The organism is Halomonas beimenensis, from assembly GCF_002549795.1.
Classification (GTDB): Bacteria; Pseudomonadota; Gammaproteobacteria; order Pseudomonadales; family Halomonadaceae; genus Halomonas; species Halomonas beimenensis.
This window is the reverse complement of sequence record NZ_CP021435.1, coordinates 510,074-525,414: the sequence shown is the minus strand read 5'-3', so window position 1 is coordinate 525,414 and position 15,341 is coordinate 510,074. Positions and strand designations below refer to the sequence as shown.

10 protein-coding genes are annotated in these 15,341 nt (G+C 69.1%); 7 read left to right on the top strand and 3 right to left on the bottom strand.

Going from position 1 to position 15,341, the window contains the following annotated elements:
* Positions 1 to 47 precede the first annotated feature (47 nt).
* From BEI_RS02525 to BEI_RS02510, 4 genes are read left to right on the top strand one after another with little or no spacing between them, the layout of a single operon-like run.
* On the top strand, positions 48 to 485 hold the full coding sequence (locus BEI_RS02525) for a hypothetical protein (protein ID WP_338035690.1): 438 nt from the start codon (positions 48 to 50) through the stop codon (positions 483 to 485).
* Positions 454 to 1,680 (top strand): hypothetical protein, encoded by a 1,227-nt coding sequence (locus tag BEI_RS02520; protein WP_227644547.1) that lies wholly within the window; start codon positions 454 to 456, stop codon positions 1,678 to 1,680. The genes BEI_RS02525 and BEI_RS02520 overlap by 32 nt, the downstream gene beginning before the upstream one ends.
* 46 nt (positions 1,681 to 1,726) lie before the next feature.
* Positions 1,727 to 4,555 carry a bifunctional diguanylate cyclase/phosphodiesterase gene (locus BEI_RS02515; protein ID WP_097788028.1) on the top strand — a complete coding sequence of 943 codons (2,829 nt, stop codon included), beginning with the start codon at positions 1,727 to 1,729 and terminating at the stop codon, positions 4,553 to 4,555.
* Between the two features lie 42 nt (positions 4,556 to 4,597).
* Complete coding sequence (locus tag BEI_RS02510) at positions 4,598 to 5,410, top strand: PEP-CTERM/exosortase system-associated acyltransferase (protein WP_097788027.1); 813 nt, start codon at positions 4,598 to 4,600, stop codon at positions 5,408 to 5,410.
* Here the strand turns inward: BEI_RS02510 and BEI_RS02505 are convergent.
* The 3 genes from BEI_RS02505 to BEI_RS02495 all read right to left on the bottom strand — a co-directional run bounded on the left by BEI_RS02505 (position 5,332) and on the right by BEI_RS02495 (position 9,352).
* Entirely contained in the window at positions 5,332 to 6,456 is a 1,125-nt protein-coding gene (locus BEI_RS02505) for a DUF3541 domain-containing protein (protein ID WP_097788026.1), read from the bottom strand. The genes BEI_RS02510 and BEI_RS02505 overlap by 79 nt on opposite strands.
* Positions 6,453 to 7,199 (bottom strand): trimeric intracellular cation channel family protein, encoded by a 747-nt coding sequence (locus BEI_RS02500; protein ID WP_097788025.1) that lies wholly within the window; start codon positions 7,197 to 7,199, stop codon positions 6,453 to 6,455. Before BEI_RS02500 ends, BEI_RS02505 begins: the two co-directional genes overlap by 4 nt.
* A gap of 182 nt (positions 7,200 to 7,381) precedes the next feature.
* Positions 7,382 to 9,352: a PhoX family protein gene (locus BEI_RS02495; RefSeq protein ID WP_097788024.1), complete on the bottom strand. Its 1,971-nt coding sequence runs from the start codon at positions 9,350 to 9,352 to the stop codon at positions 7,382 to 7,384.
* A gap of 257 nt (positions 9,353 to 9,609) precedes the next feature.
* Between BEI_RS02495 and malT the strand changes: the two genes are divergently transcribed.
* The 3 genes from malT to ugpC all read left to right on the top strand — a co-directional run bounded on the left by malT (position 9,610) and on the right by ugpC (position 15,240).
* A complete protein-coding gene (gene malT, locus BEI_RS02490; RefSeq protein ID WP_097788023.1) occupies positions 9,610 to 12,321 on the top strand; it encodes an HTH-type transcriptional regulator MalT in 2,712 nt (903 codons plus the stop codon).
* A gap of 142 nt (positions 12,322 to 12,463) precedes the next feature.
* Entirely contained in the window at positions 12,464 to 14,137 is a 1,674-nt protein-coding gene (locus BEI_RS02485) for an alpha-amylase family glycosyl hydrolase (RefSeq protein WP_097788022.1), read from the top strand.
* A complete protein-coding gene (ugpC, locus tag BEI_RS02480; protein WP_097788021.1) occupies positions 14,125 to 15,240 on the top strand; it encodes a sn-glycerol-3-phosphate ABC transporter ATP-binding protein UgpC in 1,116 nt (371 codons plus the stop codon). The genes BEI_RS02485 and ugpC overlap by 13 nt, the downstream gene beginning before the upstream one ends.
* Positions 15,241 to 15,341 lie beyond the last annotated feature (101 nt).

Here is a 15,341-nt window from a genome sequence, read left to right as displayed (position 1 = left end):
ATCGACCTGGCTGCACGGCTCCCGGCTCCCGGCCACGGGAGGCCCTCTTGCTGATCCGGCGACTGGTCAAGGCGATCTGGATCTGCCTGATCCTCGGTCTCGTCCCCCAGGCGATGGCCGAGGACTCCAGCGTGCTGCTGGTCGCCAACCCGGACGTGGACAGCCGTCAGCTGACCCGGGACACCACCCGAGCCCTGTTCGCCATGCGCCAGCGCACCTGGCCCGGCGGCCAGGCGGCCCGCGTCTTCGTTCTGCCCAACAGCCACCCCGTGCATGCCCGCTTCGTCAAGCAACATCTCTCGGTCTATCCCCACCAGCTGCAGCTGGCCTGGGACCGAGTGGTCTTTTCGGGGACGGGGCAGGCCCCCAACCGAGTTCGCAACCAGTCCGAGATGCTGGAGCAGATCGCCAGCACCCCAGGCGCGCTGGGATATCTAGAAAGGGAGTATCTGGATGACCGTGTCCAAGTCGTTTCGATCGAGTGAGCCTCGCCGCGCCCTGATGCTGGGGGCCGGGCTGATGGCCGCCATGGCACCGGCTTACGGTGGCGACGGGGACGTCCTGGATACCCTCCAGCTGCATGGTTTCCTCAGCCAGGCCCTGGTGGTCACCGACGACAATGACTTCTTCGGTCCCAGCAGCGAGGGCGGCGGCAGCCTCAAGTTCACCGAGATCGGCGCCAACGTCTCCCTGCGCCCCCACGAGGACGTCCTGATCGCCGCCCAGGTGCTCAGCCGACGGGCCGGCGGCGATGCCAGCGACGCCAGCCCGGAACTCGACTATGGCTTGATCGACTACCAGATCCAGTCCAACCAGCAGCGCAATTTCGGGGTCCAGCTGGGTCGCTTCAAGAACCCCTTCGGCTTCTACAACCAGACCCGGGACGTCGCCTTCACCCGCCCCAGCGTCCTGCTGCCGCAATCGATCTACTTCGATCGCACCCGATCGCTGGCCCTGTCCGCCGACGGTGTCCTGACCTATTTCGAGGAGCGACTCTCGAATGGCACCCTGCGATTCCAGGCCGGTGTCGGACAGGTCCAGGCGGGGGACGACCTGCGCCGCACCCTGAGGCTGGATCGATTCGCCGGGGATCTCGAGCCGGAAACCTCGGCCATCGGCCAGCTCCGCTACGAGCATGACGGCGGCCGGATCGTGGCCGCCCTGGGAACCGCCGAGGTCGGCGCCCATTTCGACTCCCGGCAGCCGGGACTCACCGACGGGGATTTCTACTTTCGCCCCTGGATCCTTTCCCTGCAGTACAACGCCGGGCTCTGGAGCCTGACGGGCGAGTATGCGTTGCGCGAATCGGGACTGGAGAACTTCAACGATCCGCGCCTGAACTTCGACACCATCGGCGAGAGCTGGTATCTCCAGTACACGCGTCGCTTCCTGGACGACTGGCAGTGGCTGATCCGCTATGACAGCCTGGTGAGCAACCGGGATGACCCGGACGGGAAGGAGTTCGAAGCCAGCGTATCGGGAGCGATTCCCGCCCACACCCAGTTCGCCAAGGACATCACCCTGGGGCTGCAGTGGACGCCCCATCCCCGAGTCCTGGTGTCCGGCGAGTACCACCATGTGGATGGGACCGGCTGGTTGCCGATCCAGGACAACCCCGATCCGGCCGACACGGAACGATACTGGAACATGCTGCTGTTCCAGCTCTCCCTGCGTTTCTGAGCGCTCTCCGATCTCCCAGCCCACACCGTCTTGAGGAACCGGAGAGATGTCTGCCAAGCCGTTCTCCAGGAACCGACGTCAATTCAGCCTGACCTGGCGCGTCATCGCGCTCAGCAGCCTGTTGCTGATCCTGCTGGTCTCACTGTTCACCTGGGTGGGGCACAACAACCTCAGCCAGCAGTTCCAGGACGGCCGCATGCAGCACCATGCCCGTCAGCAACGGGAAATCCATCTGGCCCTGAGGCGCTCCGAGGAGAACCTGCGCCAGCTGGCCGGCCTGGCAGCCGCCTCGCCCCAGCTGGGACCCTCTCTCCAGGCCGGCGATGCCGAGGCGCTCCAGACGGCCCTCGACCCGCAGTGGCCGACCCTGCAACTCGATGCGGGCGTCGACGAGATCCTGGTCTTCGATACCCATGGCCGATTGCAGGCCAGCTGGGGCGAGAGCCAGGCCAACAATCATCGTCCGGTCCAGGCCTGGGTCGACCGCGTCATGCGGACCGAGATGCCGCTGACCACCCTGCGCTGCGCGAGCAGCTGCCGCCAGTATGCCGCGGTGCCGGTCCTGGTGGAGGGCCGCAGCGTCGGCCTGGTGATCCTGTCGCGCTCCCTGGCCGACGTCATTCGCCAGGCGAAATCGGTCTCGGGCAGCGAGATCGCCCTGCTGGTCACCGGTTCCCACGAGCCCGGCGATGCCTCGGACGCTCGGTACCTGGACGCCTGGAACGGCCGGCTGCTGGCCCTGACCGAGCAGGATCGGGGACCGGCGCTGCTGCGTCAGGCCGCCGGGCAGGTCACCCTCAGCCAGCTGACCGACAGGCCGCTCAAGCTGCGCCATGAGCAGCGAATCCTGGAACTGACCGCGGCGCGCATGGAAGAGGACCGCGACCGCCGCAGTACCGGCTACTTCCTGCTGATCTCCGATATCACCTCCCAGATCCACGCCATCGATCGCAACACCCGGACCCTGCTGGTGGGGGGCGTGGTCGGCTGGCTGGCCGCCGAGCTGCTGCTGCTGTTCATCCTGCTCGGCCCCATGGCCCGGCTGCGCCGAGTGGCCGGCGTGCTGCCGGCCCTGGCCCGGGGCGGCTTCGACGATGCCCGGCGAGCCATTCCCGACAAGGCCAGCCGGCTGCCGGACGAGATCGATATCCTGGAGGACACGACCCTCGAACTGTCCCGTCAGCTCGAGTTGCTGGAGGAAGAGGTCCAGGCGCGCGGCGAACAGCTCGCCGAGCGAGTCGACGAGCTGGCCCAGGAGCGCGACTTCGTCGGCAGCCTGCTGGATACCGCCCGGGTGTTCATCATCGCCCAGGATGGGGCGGGCCGAATCAGCCTGGTCAACGCCTACGCACTGAATGTCCTGGAGGTCGACGAGGACATGCTGATCGGCCGCCGCTTCGACGACATCTTCACCCTGCCCGGCCACTCGCCGGTCGCCTCGGCCCGGGAAGCCGAGCAGGAGGAGCGCAGCCTGCTGACCCCGGAAGGTCGGGTGCACACCATCGTCTGGTATCATGCGCCCCTCCCCAACGGCGGGGACCGCAGCCTGGCCCGCATCTCGGTGGGCCTGGACATCACCGACCGCAAGGCGGCCGAAGGACGCCTGACCTGGCTGGCCGAGCGCGATCCATTGACCGAGCTCTACAACCGCCGCTACTTCCAGGAGGCGATCCAGCACGCGCTGGACGAAGGCGGCCGAGGGGCCGTGCTGCTGCTGGACCTGGACCAGTTCAAGGACGTCAACGAGCTCAGCGGTCATCACGCCGGCGACCGCCTGCTCCGCGAGATCGCGCAGATCCTCCAGTTCCAGCTGGGGCATCGGGGGATCATCGCTCGGCTCGGCGGCGATGAGTTTGCCTTGCTGCTGCGTCATGCCGACGCCGATCAGGCGATCGGCACCGCGCAGCAGTGCAACCAGCTGCTCGAAGGCCTGAACTTCACGGCCGGGGGCCGGCGCCACCGAGCCGTGGCCAGCATCGGCATCGCCCAGTACCCCACCCATGGCGACACGCCCGCCGACCTGATGGCGAGTGCCGACGTCGCCATGTACAAGGCCAAGGAGGGCGGTCCGCAGCGCTGGCACCTGCTTTCCACCCTGGAGAGTGCCAAGGACGAGCTGCAGGAGCGGGTCTATTGGGTCGAGCGCCTGCGCAAGGCCCTTCAGGAGGACGGCTTCGCCCTCGTGGCACAACCCATCGTGCGCCTGGCGGATCGCGACGTGAAGCACTATGAGGTGCTGGTGCGCATGAAGGACGAGGACGGTAGCCTGGTCTCCCCGGCGCACTTCATCCCGGTGGCCGAGCGCAACGGGATGATCGTCCAGCTGGACCGCTGGGTGCTGCATCACAGCCTGAAGGCCCTGCGGAAGCTGCAGAAGCGGGGCATCAGCCTGGCGGTGAACCTCTCGGGCCAGTCATTGCACGACAAGGGCCTGGAACAGTTCCTGGCCGACGAGCTGGCCAGCAGCGGTGCGGACCCCCATCACCTGATCCTCGAGATCACCGAGACCGCGGCGGTCACGGACTTCGCCACGGCACGAGGCGTGCTGCAGGCCATGAGGAACCTCGGCTGCCGGACGGCTCTCGACGACTTCGGCGTGGGCTTCAGCAGCTTCCACTACCTGGGGCAGCTGCCCGTGGATTACATCAAGATCGATGGCTCCTTCATCCGCGGGCTGGACATGAACACGGATAACCGGGTGATCGTGAAGGCCATCGCCGACATCGCCGCCGGATTCGGCAAGCAGGCCATCGCCGAATTCGTCGACCAGGAGACGTTAGTGGGGTTACTGGGCTCCTATGGCATCGCCTACGGTCAGGGGTTCCATCTCGGGAAACCCCGGCCAATCGAAGAAATCTTTGACCTGGAGCCATGAGGCTCGCGCAATACCAACCGGATCAGCCAGGGAATCTCGCACATGGCATCAAGCACGACGGAGGATCAGGCGCACAAAACGTCCACGTACATTTTTGAGCGCTTTCGTGACCAGTTTTCCTTCATACTGGCCCAGGACGAAGAGACCCGTCGCCGGATCTACCGCCTGCGCTACGATATCTACTGCGAGGAGCTCGGTTACGAGGAACCCGCCGACCCCTCGCGGCACCTGGAGCAGGATGAGTACGACGCCCATTCCATCCAGTGCCTGATCGAGCACCGCCAGAGCGGACTGGCCGCCGGCTGCATGAGGCTGGTGCTACCGGAGGGCCCCTCGGATGCCGGCCTCCCACCGCTACCGTTGCTGCAGCACTGTGCCGATAGCCTGAATCACGACACCCTCCATCCGTCACGCCTTCGCCAGGAAGACGTCTGCGAGATCTCGAGGCTTGCCATCTCTCCCCTGTTCCGTCGGCGCTCCACCGACGAGGAAATCGAGGATATCGTCAAGACCCGGTATGCCTTCACCGAGGCGGAGCGCCAGACCTTCCCCCTCATCGTGGTGGGGCTCTTCCTGGCCACCTACTCCATGCTGGGCCTGGCCAGGCGACCTCATGCCTTCGCCATGATGGAACCGAGACTGCCCCGGCTGCTGCGCATGTCCGGCTTCTATTTCACCCGAGTCGGGGAGAGCATCGACTTCCATGGCAAGCGCAGTGCGTTCTACATCGACCAACGCCAGGTCGAGAAGGACATGAACCGGGAACTGCTGCCGCTCTACCGGCACATCCAGGCGGAGCTGACGCCGCAGATGCCCGCTGCCTTGCCGAAGAAGACCGTCGTCTGCACCTGCTGATCCGGCGCCAGCACCGGTCCCGGATACAGCCGAGGCGGCCAGTCCAGCAGCATGATCGCCAGGACGTTGCGGTGCTCGCCGCGGTCGAGGTCGGTGCCGCCCGACTCGGAGGGAATCATCCCGGCCCTCGGGTCATAGGCCGCGACCAGGGCATCACGCAGGCGGGTCACGGCCGGCGCCTCCTCCAGGCCGGCCAGCAGGAAGCCGATGCCCACCTCCGTGTAGATGTCCTCCTTGGTCTCGTCGATGATGCGCTCGAGGTTGGCGGCGAAGTAGTCGAGGACCCAGTCGAACTCTTCGGTCGATACGGGCCGCTGGTAGTAGTCGCTGGCGGCGATCACGAAGTGGGTCATGCCGTAGATCTTGTTGCGGAAGACGGCATTGTCGAGCGTCGCGTCCCGGGACGGCGGGAAGCGTTCCCGGAAGGCGGCGATGGTCGCCTCCCGCAGGTCCGCCACGCCCAGGTCGTGCAGGTAATAGACCAGGTTGGCCACCTGGGCGGCATAGACCTCCAGCACCTCCGGGTCGGTGAGGAAGGCACGGAAGTCGACGCTCGCCAGGTAGTCCAGGGCACGCCGATAGCCGGGCAGGGCCTCGTCGTTGAGCAGGCCATGGTAGTGGGCCTGGGTCAGGTCGAAGGCCAGCCCCTTGGCGTAGAGGATCTCGCGCCAGTCGCCGAGCATGCGCTTGCGACGCCGCTGCTTGGCGGTCCGCTCCGGGTAGCCGGCCAGCTTCTCGCGGGCACGCCGAGCCACGTAGCCCGGCTGGGCGTGCCCGGCGATCTCGCCGCGCAACTCGTCGATCAGCCGCTCGCCGTATTCCCGGTTGAGGGGCAGGTAGCGTGCCTCGCCGGTGATGCGGTAGAGCCGCTGGGCATAGTGGCGCTGCTTGCCCGGCGAGAGGGTCGGCAGGGCCTGCTCATAGGTGGCGCGGATCTCGGCCGCCACGGCCTCGTGGGACCGCGCCGGCGGCCGGGCGTCCAGGGCGCAGCCGGCCAGCAGGACCAGCAGCCAGCACCACAGCCAACGGGGGTGGGGAACCCTCATCGGGGCTTCCTCCTGCGCCGTGAACGATCGGGGGGAATCAGCTTGACCCGGGCCTTGGGACGCCGGGGAGGCGCCGTCACGCCTGGCTCGTCGGCCTCCGGCGGCCTGGCGGGCTCGGGGCGCGCCACCACCACCCAGGCGAAGACCGGCAGGGCGAGCCGCCAGTGGATGGCCGCCAGCCGCAGGCCCAGGGTGGTCGCCAGGGCCGCGGCCACGGTGGCCCCGAAGGGCGCCCCCAGGGCGTCGAGGCCGACGAAGGCCACCCCGCCGGCGATGGAGGCGGTGGCGTAGATCTCCTGTCGCAGCACCATGGGGACCCGCCGCGCCAGGACGTCCCGGATCATGCCCCCGGCCACGCCGGTCAGCAGCCCCATCAGCACCGCCACCACGCCGGGGGCGGCCAGGGTCAGGGCCTTGTGGGTGCCGATCACGGTGAACAGCGCCAGGCCGAAGGCGTCGGCCACGGGGAGGAAGACCCGGGACAGCCGATGGATGTAGTGGAAACCCAGCACGGACAGCCCCACCGTGGCCAGGATCACCCACAGATAGGCGGGATCGCTGACCCAGAACACCGGCCGCACGCCGAGCACCAGGTCGCGCAGGGTGCCCCCGCCGATGCCGGTGACGGCGGCGAGCACCAGCATGCCGAAGGGATCCATCCGCGATCGGCAGGCCAGGATCACCCCCGACAGCGCGAAGACGATCACCCCTGCCATGTCCAGCCAGTAGACCCACCCTGTCACGTCGTCTCTCCCTCGTCTCGTTGCCGCCATCATAGCAGGGGCGACGCCCGGGCCCCGAAACGAACTCGGGCGGCCCGCAGGCCGCCCGAAAGCACTCGATGGCAATGCAAGAGAACAGAGCGGATTTACGTCGCGAGCGAAGATAGCCGGGTCGTCGAGCGCAGCAGAAAATCAGCCTGTTCTCAGCCGATGGTGCCGCCGCCCTGCCGCGTAATGGCCACCACCGAGGGCCGCGGCGGTACCCCCTCGGCGAAGTCCGGCCAGCGGGTCGCCGGATTCTCGAAGCTGGAGCGGCCGGCATGGCCGGGGAAGGCCTCGGCGCCGTCGGCGGCCGGATGCTGCACGGCGACGAACAGGGCGGTGTCGTCCGGGGTGAAGCAGGGGCCGCACATCTCCGCTCCCACCGGCACGCGGAAGAACATCTTGCCGGTGCCGCGACGTTCGCCCTCGGTCTCCAGCGCCCAGACACCGTCGGCGGTGCCGGTGTTCGGCCAGCCGCTGCCCTGGTCGGTGGTCACCCACAACCGGCCCCGAGCGTCCACGGCGCAGTTGTCCGGGGCGGCGAACCAGCCGTTCTCGCTGGTGGCCGGGTTCCACATGGCGCCGACCTCTCCCTTGGCCGGGTCACCGCAGCGCACCAGGATGTCCCAGCGATTCTCGGTGGCGGTGTGGCGGCCCTCGGTGACGATCTCCAGGACGTGACCGAAGAGGTTCTCGGCCCGCGGGTTGGCGGCGTCGATCCGGTCCGCCTCACGCTGGTGGTTGTTGGTGAGCATCACGTAGACCCCGCCGGTGACCGGATTGGCCTCGATGTCCTCGGGGCGGTCCATGGGGGTGGCGCCCAGGGCATCGGCGGCCAGCCGGGCATCGATGAGCACGTCGGCCTGGGTGGCGAAGCCGTTGTCGGCGGTCAGCGGGCCCTGGCCCTGGACCAGCGGCAGCCAGGAGACGGTGCCGTCGGCTTCGAATCGCGCCACGTAGAGGGTGCCGTGGTCGAGCAGGTCCCGGTTGGCGGCCGGGTCGGCGGTATCGACCAGGTCGCGGCTGACGAACTTGTAGACGTAGTCGAAGCGCTGGTCGTCGCCCATGTAGACCACCAGGCGGCCATCCTCGGCGATCAGGGTGGCGGCCCCCTCGTGCTTGAAGCGCCCCAGCGCGGTGCGCTTGACCGGGGTCGAGGCCGGGTCCTTCGGGTCGATCTCCACCACCCAGCCGAAGCGATTGGGCTCGTTGGGCTCGCGGGCGATGTCGAAGCGGGGGTCGGTGCGCCCCCAGTCGTAGGCATGGCCGGGCACGCCATAGCGGGCCAGCTGGTCCTTCTCGGGGTGATGGGCGGCGTCTCCCAGGAAGTAGCCGTGAAAGTTCTCCTCGCAGGTGAGGATGGTGCCCCAGGGCGTGGTGCCCCCGGCGCAATTGTTCAGGGTACCGATCACCCGCCGGCCCTCCGGGTCGGCGTCGGTGCGCACCCGGGCATGGCCGGCCACCGGGCCGGACAGCGCGATCTCGGTGCTGCGCGGGGTGATGCGCCGGTTGTAGCGGCTGTCGCGCACATAGCCCCAGCGGCCTTGCTCCCGGACCACTTCCACGATCGACAGGCCATGGGCGGCCTTCTCGATCTCCATCATCTCGTCGGTGATGCCCGTGAAGTCGTCGCCGGCCTGAGGCGCGGGAAGCCCCGGGAACATCAGCTCCTCGTTGGTGTACTCGTGGTTGACCACCAGCAGGCCGCGATCCAGCCGCCCCTCCAGCGGCACGAAGCCCACGTAGTCGTTGTTGTAGCCGAACTGGCGCTCCTGGGCATCGGCGCTCTGGTCATGGGGATCGAAGGCCGGGGCATCGGCGAACAGCGGATCCCCCCAGCGGATCAGCACCCGGGCGTCGTGCCCCGGGGCCACGTGATGGGTGGTGTCGACGCCATGAGCGATCTCGTCGAAGGCGAAGCGGTCGAGGCTGCCCGCCTCGGCGGCCACGGCGGAGGCGATGGGGTTCATCGCCCCGATGGCGGCCGCCCCCAGGCCGGCGGAGCCGACGCCCTTGAGGAAGCCGCGGCGGGAGTAGCGCCGCTCGATGATCGCGCCGATGGGCGAGTTGGCCATCGGGTTGGCGGGGATGTCCTCGGTGGACTCGTGGTGGGCACGACGATTGAAGGCCATGATCCGTCTCCTGATCCTTGGTCACGGGGAGTGGTGGCCCATTTGATACCGTCCCGGGATGACAGCCCCATGACCGCCGGATGGCGATCCGACGACAAGCCGGCACCGCGTCAGGATGGCGGCCACCCGCGCCGAGGTCGATGCCGGGCTCGGCGTCCTGCCAAGCGCGACCGAGGGGGACGCGCGCCCCGGACCTTCGGCGTCCCCGCAGAGTCGGGCATAATGGTCGTCCTGACAGGCACTCGCAGGGAAACCCGATGTCGCTGATACAGGAGAAGCTCGCGCCTCCGCCCCGGCCCCTCTCATTGGTGGCCCGTCCGCGCCTCAACGACCACTTCGTCCTCGATGAGCGCGTCAGGGCCCTGTTGGTCAAGGCGCCACCCGGCTACGGCAAGACCACCCTGATCGGGGAACGGCTTCCCGCCCTCGAGCAACGGGCCGGCTGGCTGCGGCTGGATACCCGCGATGACGAGCCGGAACGCTTCGCCCGCTATTTCGATGCGGCACTCGAGCGGCTCTGCCGGGAGCACCTGGCGCTCTCCCTGCTCCCCGCCGCCGATGACCGGCCCTTCTACGCCCGGGTCGACGACTGGCTGGCCACTTTGCCCGCCGAGGCCGCCCCCTGCCGGCTGGTGATCGACGCCTTCGAGCACATCCACCATCCCGTCATTCTCGAGGGGCTCGCCCACTGGTTGCGCCATCAACCGCGCTGGCTGACCCTGACGCTGGTGTCGCGTACCCAACCGCCCCTGGGCCTGCCGGCGATGCGCCTGCGCGGCGAGCTCGAGGAACTCGGTCCAGAGGACTTGGCCTTCGACGTCGAGGAGGCCCAGACGCTATGCGCCGAGCAGCTCAGCTTCCCGCCGACCCGGGTCAGCCTGGAACGCGCCCTGCGCCTGACCGAAGGCTGGCCGATGGCCCTCAACTGGCTGGTCGAACGCACCACCACCCGGGCCGGCTTCGATGCCCTGCTGGAACGCCTGTCCGGCGCCCATCCGGACTTCGTGGCCTGGTTCGACGACCTGCTCCACGATAGCCTCGACGCTCCCGACAGGGAGCTGTTGCTGCAGCTCGGCGTCCTGGAGCGTTTCTCGCCGCAGCTGGTGGCCCGACTGCTGGAGGGCGACCGGGTCACCCAACGCCTGGACGCCCTGGAGCAGGCCGGACTGTTCCTGCATCGCCTCGATCCCCACGACCAGTGGTACCGCTTCCACGCCTTGTTCGCCGACTACCTGCGTCATCGCCGCCACGAGCTGAGCCTGGACACCCAGCGCCGGCTGCACCGCCGCGCCAGCGAGGCCTGGCTGGCGCTGGGCGACCCCGCCCTGGCACTGACCCAGGCCATCGAGGCCGACGATCCCGGGGCACTGACGGCGTTGCTCGAGGCCCAGGGCCCCCAATTGCTGGGTCATGGTCACTTCGCCCTGCTGGCGCGCGCCCTGGCGACGCTCGGCGAGCCATGTGTCGGCGCCTCGCCGCGCCTCACCCTGATCCACGGCTGGGTCTCTCACGCCCAGTATCAGTTCGACCGCACCGCCCAGGCCATCGGCTGGATCGAGGCCCAGCTCGACGAGCCGGCCTGGCAGGAGCTCACCGCCGAGTTCGCCACCCTGCGCGCCCAACTGGCAATCAACCAAGGCGATGCCGAGCGCGCCGCGCCGCTGGCCGAGCAGGCCCTGACCCTGCCCGCGCGCTACCTGGCGGCCACCCCGGTGTCGGCCGGCGCCATCCTCTGCGAGGCGCGCTTCGTCCAGGGCCGGCTCGAGGAGTCGCTGGCCCGGGTCCTCGAGGTGGAGCGCGAGGCGAAACGCATCCGCGACGACCAGCTGATGCTATGGGCGCTATGCCATCATTCGGAGACCCTGGTCGCCCAGGGCCGGCTACAGGCCGCCTACGACATCCAGGAACGCGCCTTCGCCCATATCGAGCACTGCGGCCTCGACCGGCTGCCGGTCGCCGAGTTCCTCTACCGCATCCGCAGCCAGCTGCTGTGGGAGTGGCACCGACTGGACGAGGCCGAGCAGGCGGCGCTGGCGGGCATCGCCGTACTCGACCACCAGGGCGAGCGCTGGACCCTGCAGTGCCATGTCAGCCTGGCCAAGGTCGCCCTGGCCCGGGGCGACCAGGCGCAGTGCGCCGACCACATCCGCCGGCTTCGCAAGATCCTCGCCGATGGCGACTATCACATCGACTGGCGGGCCAACGCCCATGCCACCCTGCTGGCCTGGTGGCAGGCCAACGACGACCGCGACGCCGTGGCCCGCTGGCTGCAGGAGGCGCCGCCCGCCGAGCCTGACAGCGCCAGCAACCACTTCGCCCAGGCCAACACGCGCAACCACGCCCGGGCGCTGATGCTGCTTGACCGGCCCGACGAGGCCCGGCCCCTGCTGGAGGCCCTCGAGGCGCAGGCCGAGCGCTTCGGCCTGGTCACCGATGCCAACCGCAATCGACTGTGCCTGGCAATGCTGGAGTGGCAGTGCGGCCACGAGGAAATCGCGCTGGATCACCTGAGCGAGGCGCTGGAGCTGGCCTCGCGCACGGCGCTCATCGGCAGCTTCCTGCGCCTGGGCCGACCGCTCAGCGCCATGCTCGATCGACTGCTCGAGAGCCGCGAGCCGGACGAGCTGGCGCGGCGTCGCGCCGTGCGGCTGATCGAACTGGCCGGCCGCCAGCGCGACTTCGGCCGCGCCGTGCGGCTGATGCTCGACGAGGCGGTGATCGCCGGCATCGTCGCCCGTCCCGACGTCCCCGAGCTGATCCGCGCCTCACCGCTGACCCGCCGCGAGTGGCAGATCCTGGGGCTGATCCATGCGGGCCTGTCCAACGAGCAGATCGCCGAGCAGCTCGCGGTGGCGCCGACCACCGTCAAGACCCACATCCGCAGCCTCTACCAGAAGCAGAACATCCGCCGCCGCGAGGAGGCCATCGCCCTCGCCGGCGACCTGCTGGCCCGCATCCAGGGGGAGTAACCCCCTCCTCCCCCCGCCTACGCCCGTCCTCCGCCCCACGGGAGGATGTCTCCCGCCGACCCCGCCGCCACCATGAGCCGGACGCTATTCCCCGCGGGTGCGGCTCCTCCGCCGACGCCCGTCCATGACGAGGACCCGGCTCATGATCACAGACACTTCCCAGTACCTCGGCCGGCAGGGAGCCGACTGGTGGCGCGGCGCGGTGATCTACCAGATCTATCCGCGCAGCTTCCTGGACGCCAACGGCGACGGCATCGGCGACCTCCAGGGGGTGATCGACAAGCTCGACTACATCGCCTCGCTGGGTGTCGATGCCATCTGGCTGTCGCCCTTCTTCACCTCGCCGATGAAGGACTTCGGCTACGACGTCAGCGACTACCGGGACGTCGATCCGATGTTCGGCACCCTCGATGACTTCGACCGCCTGGTCGAGGCCGCCCATGCCCGCGGCCTCAAGGTCACCATCGACCAGGTGCTTTCCCACACCTCCGACCAGCACGCCTGGTTCCAGGAGAGCCGGGCGAGCCGCGACAACCCCAGGGCCGACTGGTACGTGTGGGCCGACCCCCGGCCCGACGGCGCCCCGCCCACCAACTGGCAGGCGATCTTCGGCGGCAGTGCCTGGCAGTGGGACACCCGGCGCTGCCAGTACTACCTGCACAATTTCCTGGTCGAGCAGCCGGATCTCAACTTCCGTAACCCCGAGGTGGTCGAGGCCATCCTCGGCGAGGTGCGCTTCTGGCTGGAGCGCGGCGTCGACGGCTTCCGCCTGGACGCGGTGAACTTCTGCACCCATGGCGAGCTCCGGGATAATCCCCCTAGAGAGGAGATCGCCGAGGGCTTTATCGGCGTGCGCCCCGACAACCCCTACGGCTACCAGCAGCATCTCCACGACAAGACCCAGCCGGAGAACCTGGCCTTCCTGGAGCGGCTGCGCGCCCTGCTCGACGAGTACCCCGGCACCACCAGCGTCGGCGAGGTCGGCGACGACGACTCGCTGGGGGTGATGGCTGAATACACCCAGGGCGGCAAGCGCCTGCACATGGCCTATTCCTTCGACCTGCTCGGCGAGCGCCATGATCCGGCCTTCCTGCGCGAGACGCTCGCCACCATGGAGGCACGCATCGGCGACGGCTGGCCGTGCTGGGCGCTGGGCAACCACGACGTCACCCGCCTGGCCACCCGCTGGGATGCCGAGGGCGATGCCGCCAGGCTGCGACTCTACCTGGCCTTTCTGCTCACCCAGCGCGGCAGCGTCTGCCTCTACCAGGGCGAGGAGCTGGGCCAGACCGAGGCCGAGTTGACCTTCGAGCAACTGGTCGACCCCGCCGGCATCACCTTCTGGCCGGCCTACAAGGGTCGCGACGGCTGCCGCACGCCCCTGCCGTGGAAGGCCGATGCTCCCCACGGCGGTTTCTCCGGGGCCGCGCCCTGGCTACCGGTGCCCGACGCCCACCTCGGCCTGGCCGTGGATCAGCAGGACACCGACCCGGACTCGCTGCTCAACGCCTACCGCGCCTTCCTGGCCTTCCGCCGTACCCAGCCGGCACTGGTCAAGGGCGAGATCCGCTACCACCCGGTACGCGACGAGGTGCTGTGCCTCGAGCGTACCCATCGCGGCCAGCGGCTGCTGGTGGCGCTGAACTTCGCCGGTGAGCCACGCGAGCTGCCGGCGCCGCGAGAGGCCCAGGGCCTCGCCGAGGCCCCGGCATGGGTCAACGGCAGCTGGCGGGACGGCACCCTCGCGCTGCCGGCCTACGGCATCGCCTTCGCCCGCTGCACCACCGATTCGGAGGAAGCCTCATGGGACATCTGACACTCGAAGGCATCGGCAAGGACTACGACGGCAACGAGATCTCCCGCGACATCGACCTGACCATCGCCGACGGCGAGTTCGTGGTCTTCGTCGGCCCCTCGGGCTGCGGCAAGTCGACCCTGCTGCGCATGGTCGCCGGGCTCGAGGACATCACCCGCGGCCAGATGTCCCTGGACGGCGAACGGATCAACGAGATCCCGCCCCAGGAGCGCGACATCGGCATGGTCTTCCAGTCCTATGCGCTCTACCCGCACATGACGGTGGCCGAGAACATGGCCTTCGGCCTCAAGCTGGCGCGCACCGACAAGGCCGAGATCCGCCGCCGCGTCGAGCACGCCGCCGACATCCTGCAGCTCACCCCGCTGCTCGAGCGCAAGCCCAAGGACCTCTCCGGCGGCCAGCGCCAGCGGGTGGCGATCGGCCGTACCCTGGTCAAGGAACCGGCGGTGTTCCTGTTCGACGAGCCGCTGTCCAACCTCGACGCCTCGCTGCGGGTCGAGATGCGGGTGCAGATCGCCGAACTGCACAAGCGCCTCGGCGCCACCATGATCTACGTGACCCACGACCAGGTGGAGGCCATGACGCTGGCCGATCGCATCGTGTTGCTCTCGGGCGGGCGCATCGCCCAGGTCGGCGCGCCGCTGTCGCTCTACCACTTCCCGCAGTCCCTGGAGGTGGCCGAGTTCATCGGCTCGCCGCGCATCAACACCCTGCCGGTGACGGTGGTCGACCCGGGCCCGCGGCGCACCGGGGTGCGGCTGCCCTCCGGCGAGCCCCTGGCCGTGGCGGTGCTGGCGCGCGGCCTCGCGGCCGGCGACACCGCCACCCTGGGCGTGCGCGCCGAGGACTTCGTCGCCCCCGACCGGGCCGAGGCGCGGCTGACGGCCCGGCTGATGGTGGCCGAGAAGCTCGGCTACGAGACGCTGGCTCACCTGCAGGTCGAGGGCGTCGAGGGCACCCTGACCCGGCGCCTGGACGGCCTGGCCCATCTCGAGGAGCACCAGGCCGTCGTGCTGGGCCTGGCCGGCGACCATTGCCACCTGTTCGGCCCCGACGGCCGGGCCTGCCCGCGCCAGGTGGAGATCCCCGGCATCGCCCACTGAACGACCGACTCCCCTGCCCCGCCCGCCCCGGTGCGCCTCGCGCCCGGGGCGTCGTCGTTGCCATGGGCCAGGGATAAAGTATCGGGGACATGCACTCCTTC

Excerpts from the sequence above, each read along its gene's own strand:
- BEI_RS02520 (WP_227644547.1), top strand. The coding sequence starts at position 454 with ATGACCGTGTCCAAGTCGTTTCGATCGAGTGAGCCTCGCCGCGCCCTG.
- BEI_RS02515 (WP_097788028.1), top strand. The coding sequence starts at position 1,727 with ATGTCTGCCAAGCCGTTCTCCAGGAACCGACGTCAATTCAGCCTGACC.
- BEI_RS02510 (WP_097788027.1), top strand. The coding sequence starts at position 4,598 with ATGGCATCAAGCACGACGGAGGATCAGGCGCACAAAACGTCCACGTAC.
- BEI_RS02505 (WP_097788026.1), bottom strand. The coding sequence starts at position 6,456 with ATGAGGGTTCCCCACCCCCGTTGGCTGTGGTGCTGGCTGCTGGTCCTG.
- BEI_RS02495 (WP_097788024.1), bottom strand. The coding sequence starts at position 9,352 with ATGGCCTTCAATCGTCGTGCCCACCACGAGTCCACCGAGGACATCCCC.
- malT (WP_097788023.1), top strand. The coding sequence starts at position 9,610 with ATGTCGCTGATACAGGAGAAGCTCGCGCCTCCGCCCCGGCCCCTCTCA.
- BEI_RS02485 (WP_097788022.1), top strand. The coding sequence starts at position 12,464 with ATGATCACAGACACTTCCCAGTACCTCGGCCGGCAGGGAGCCGACTGG.
- ugpC (WP_097788021.1), top strand. The coding sequence starts at position 14,125 with ATGGGACATCTGACACTCGAAGGCATCGGCAAGGACTACGACGGCAAC.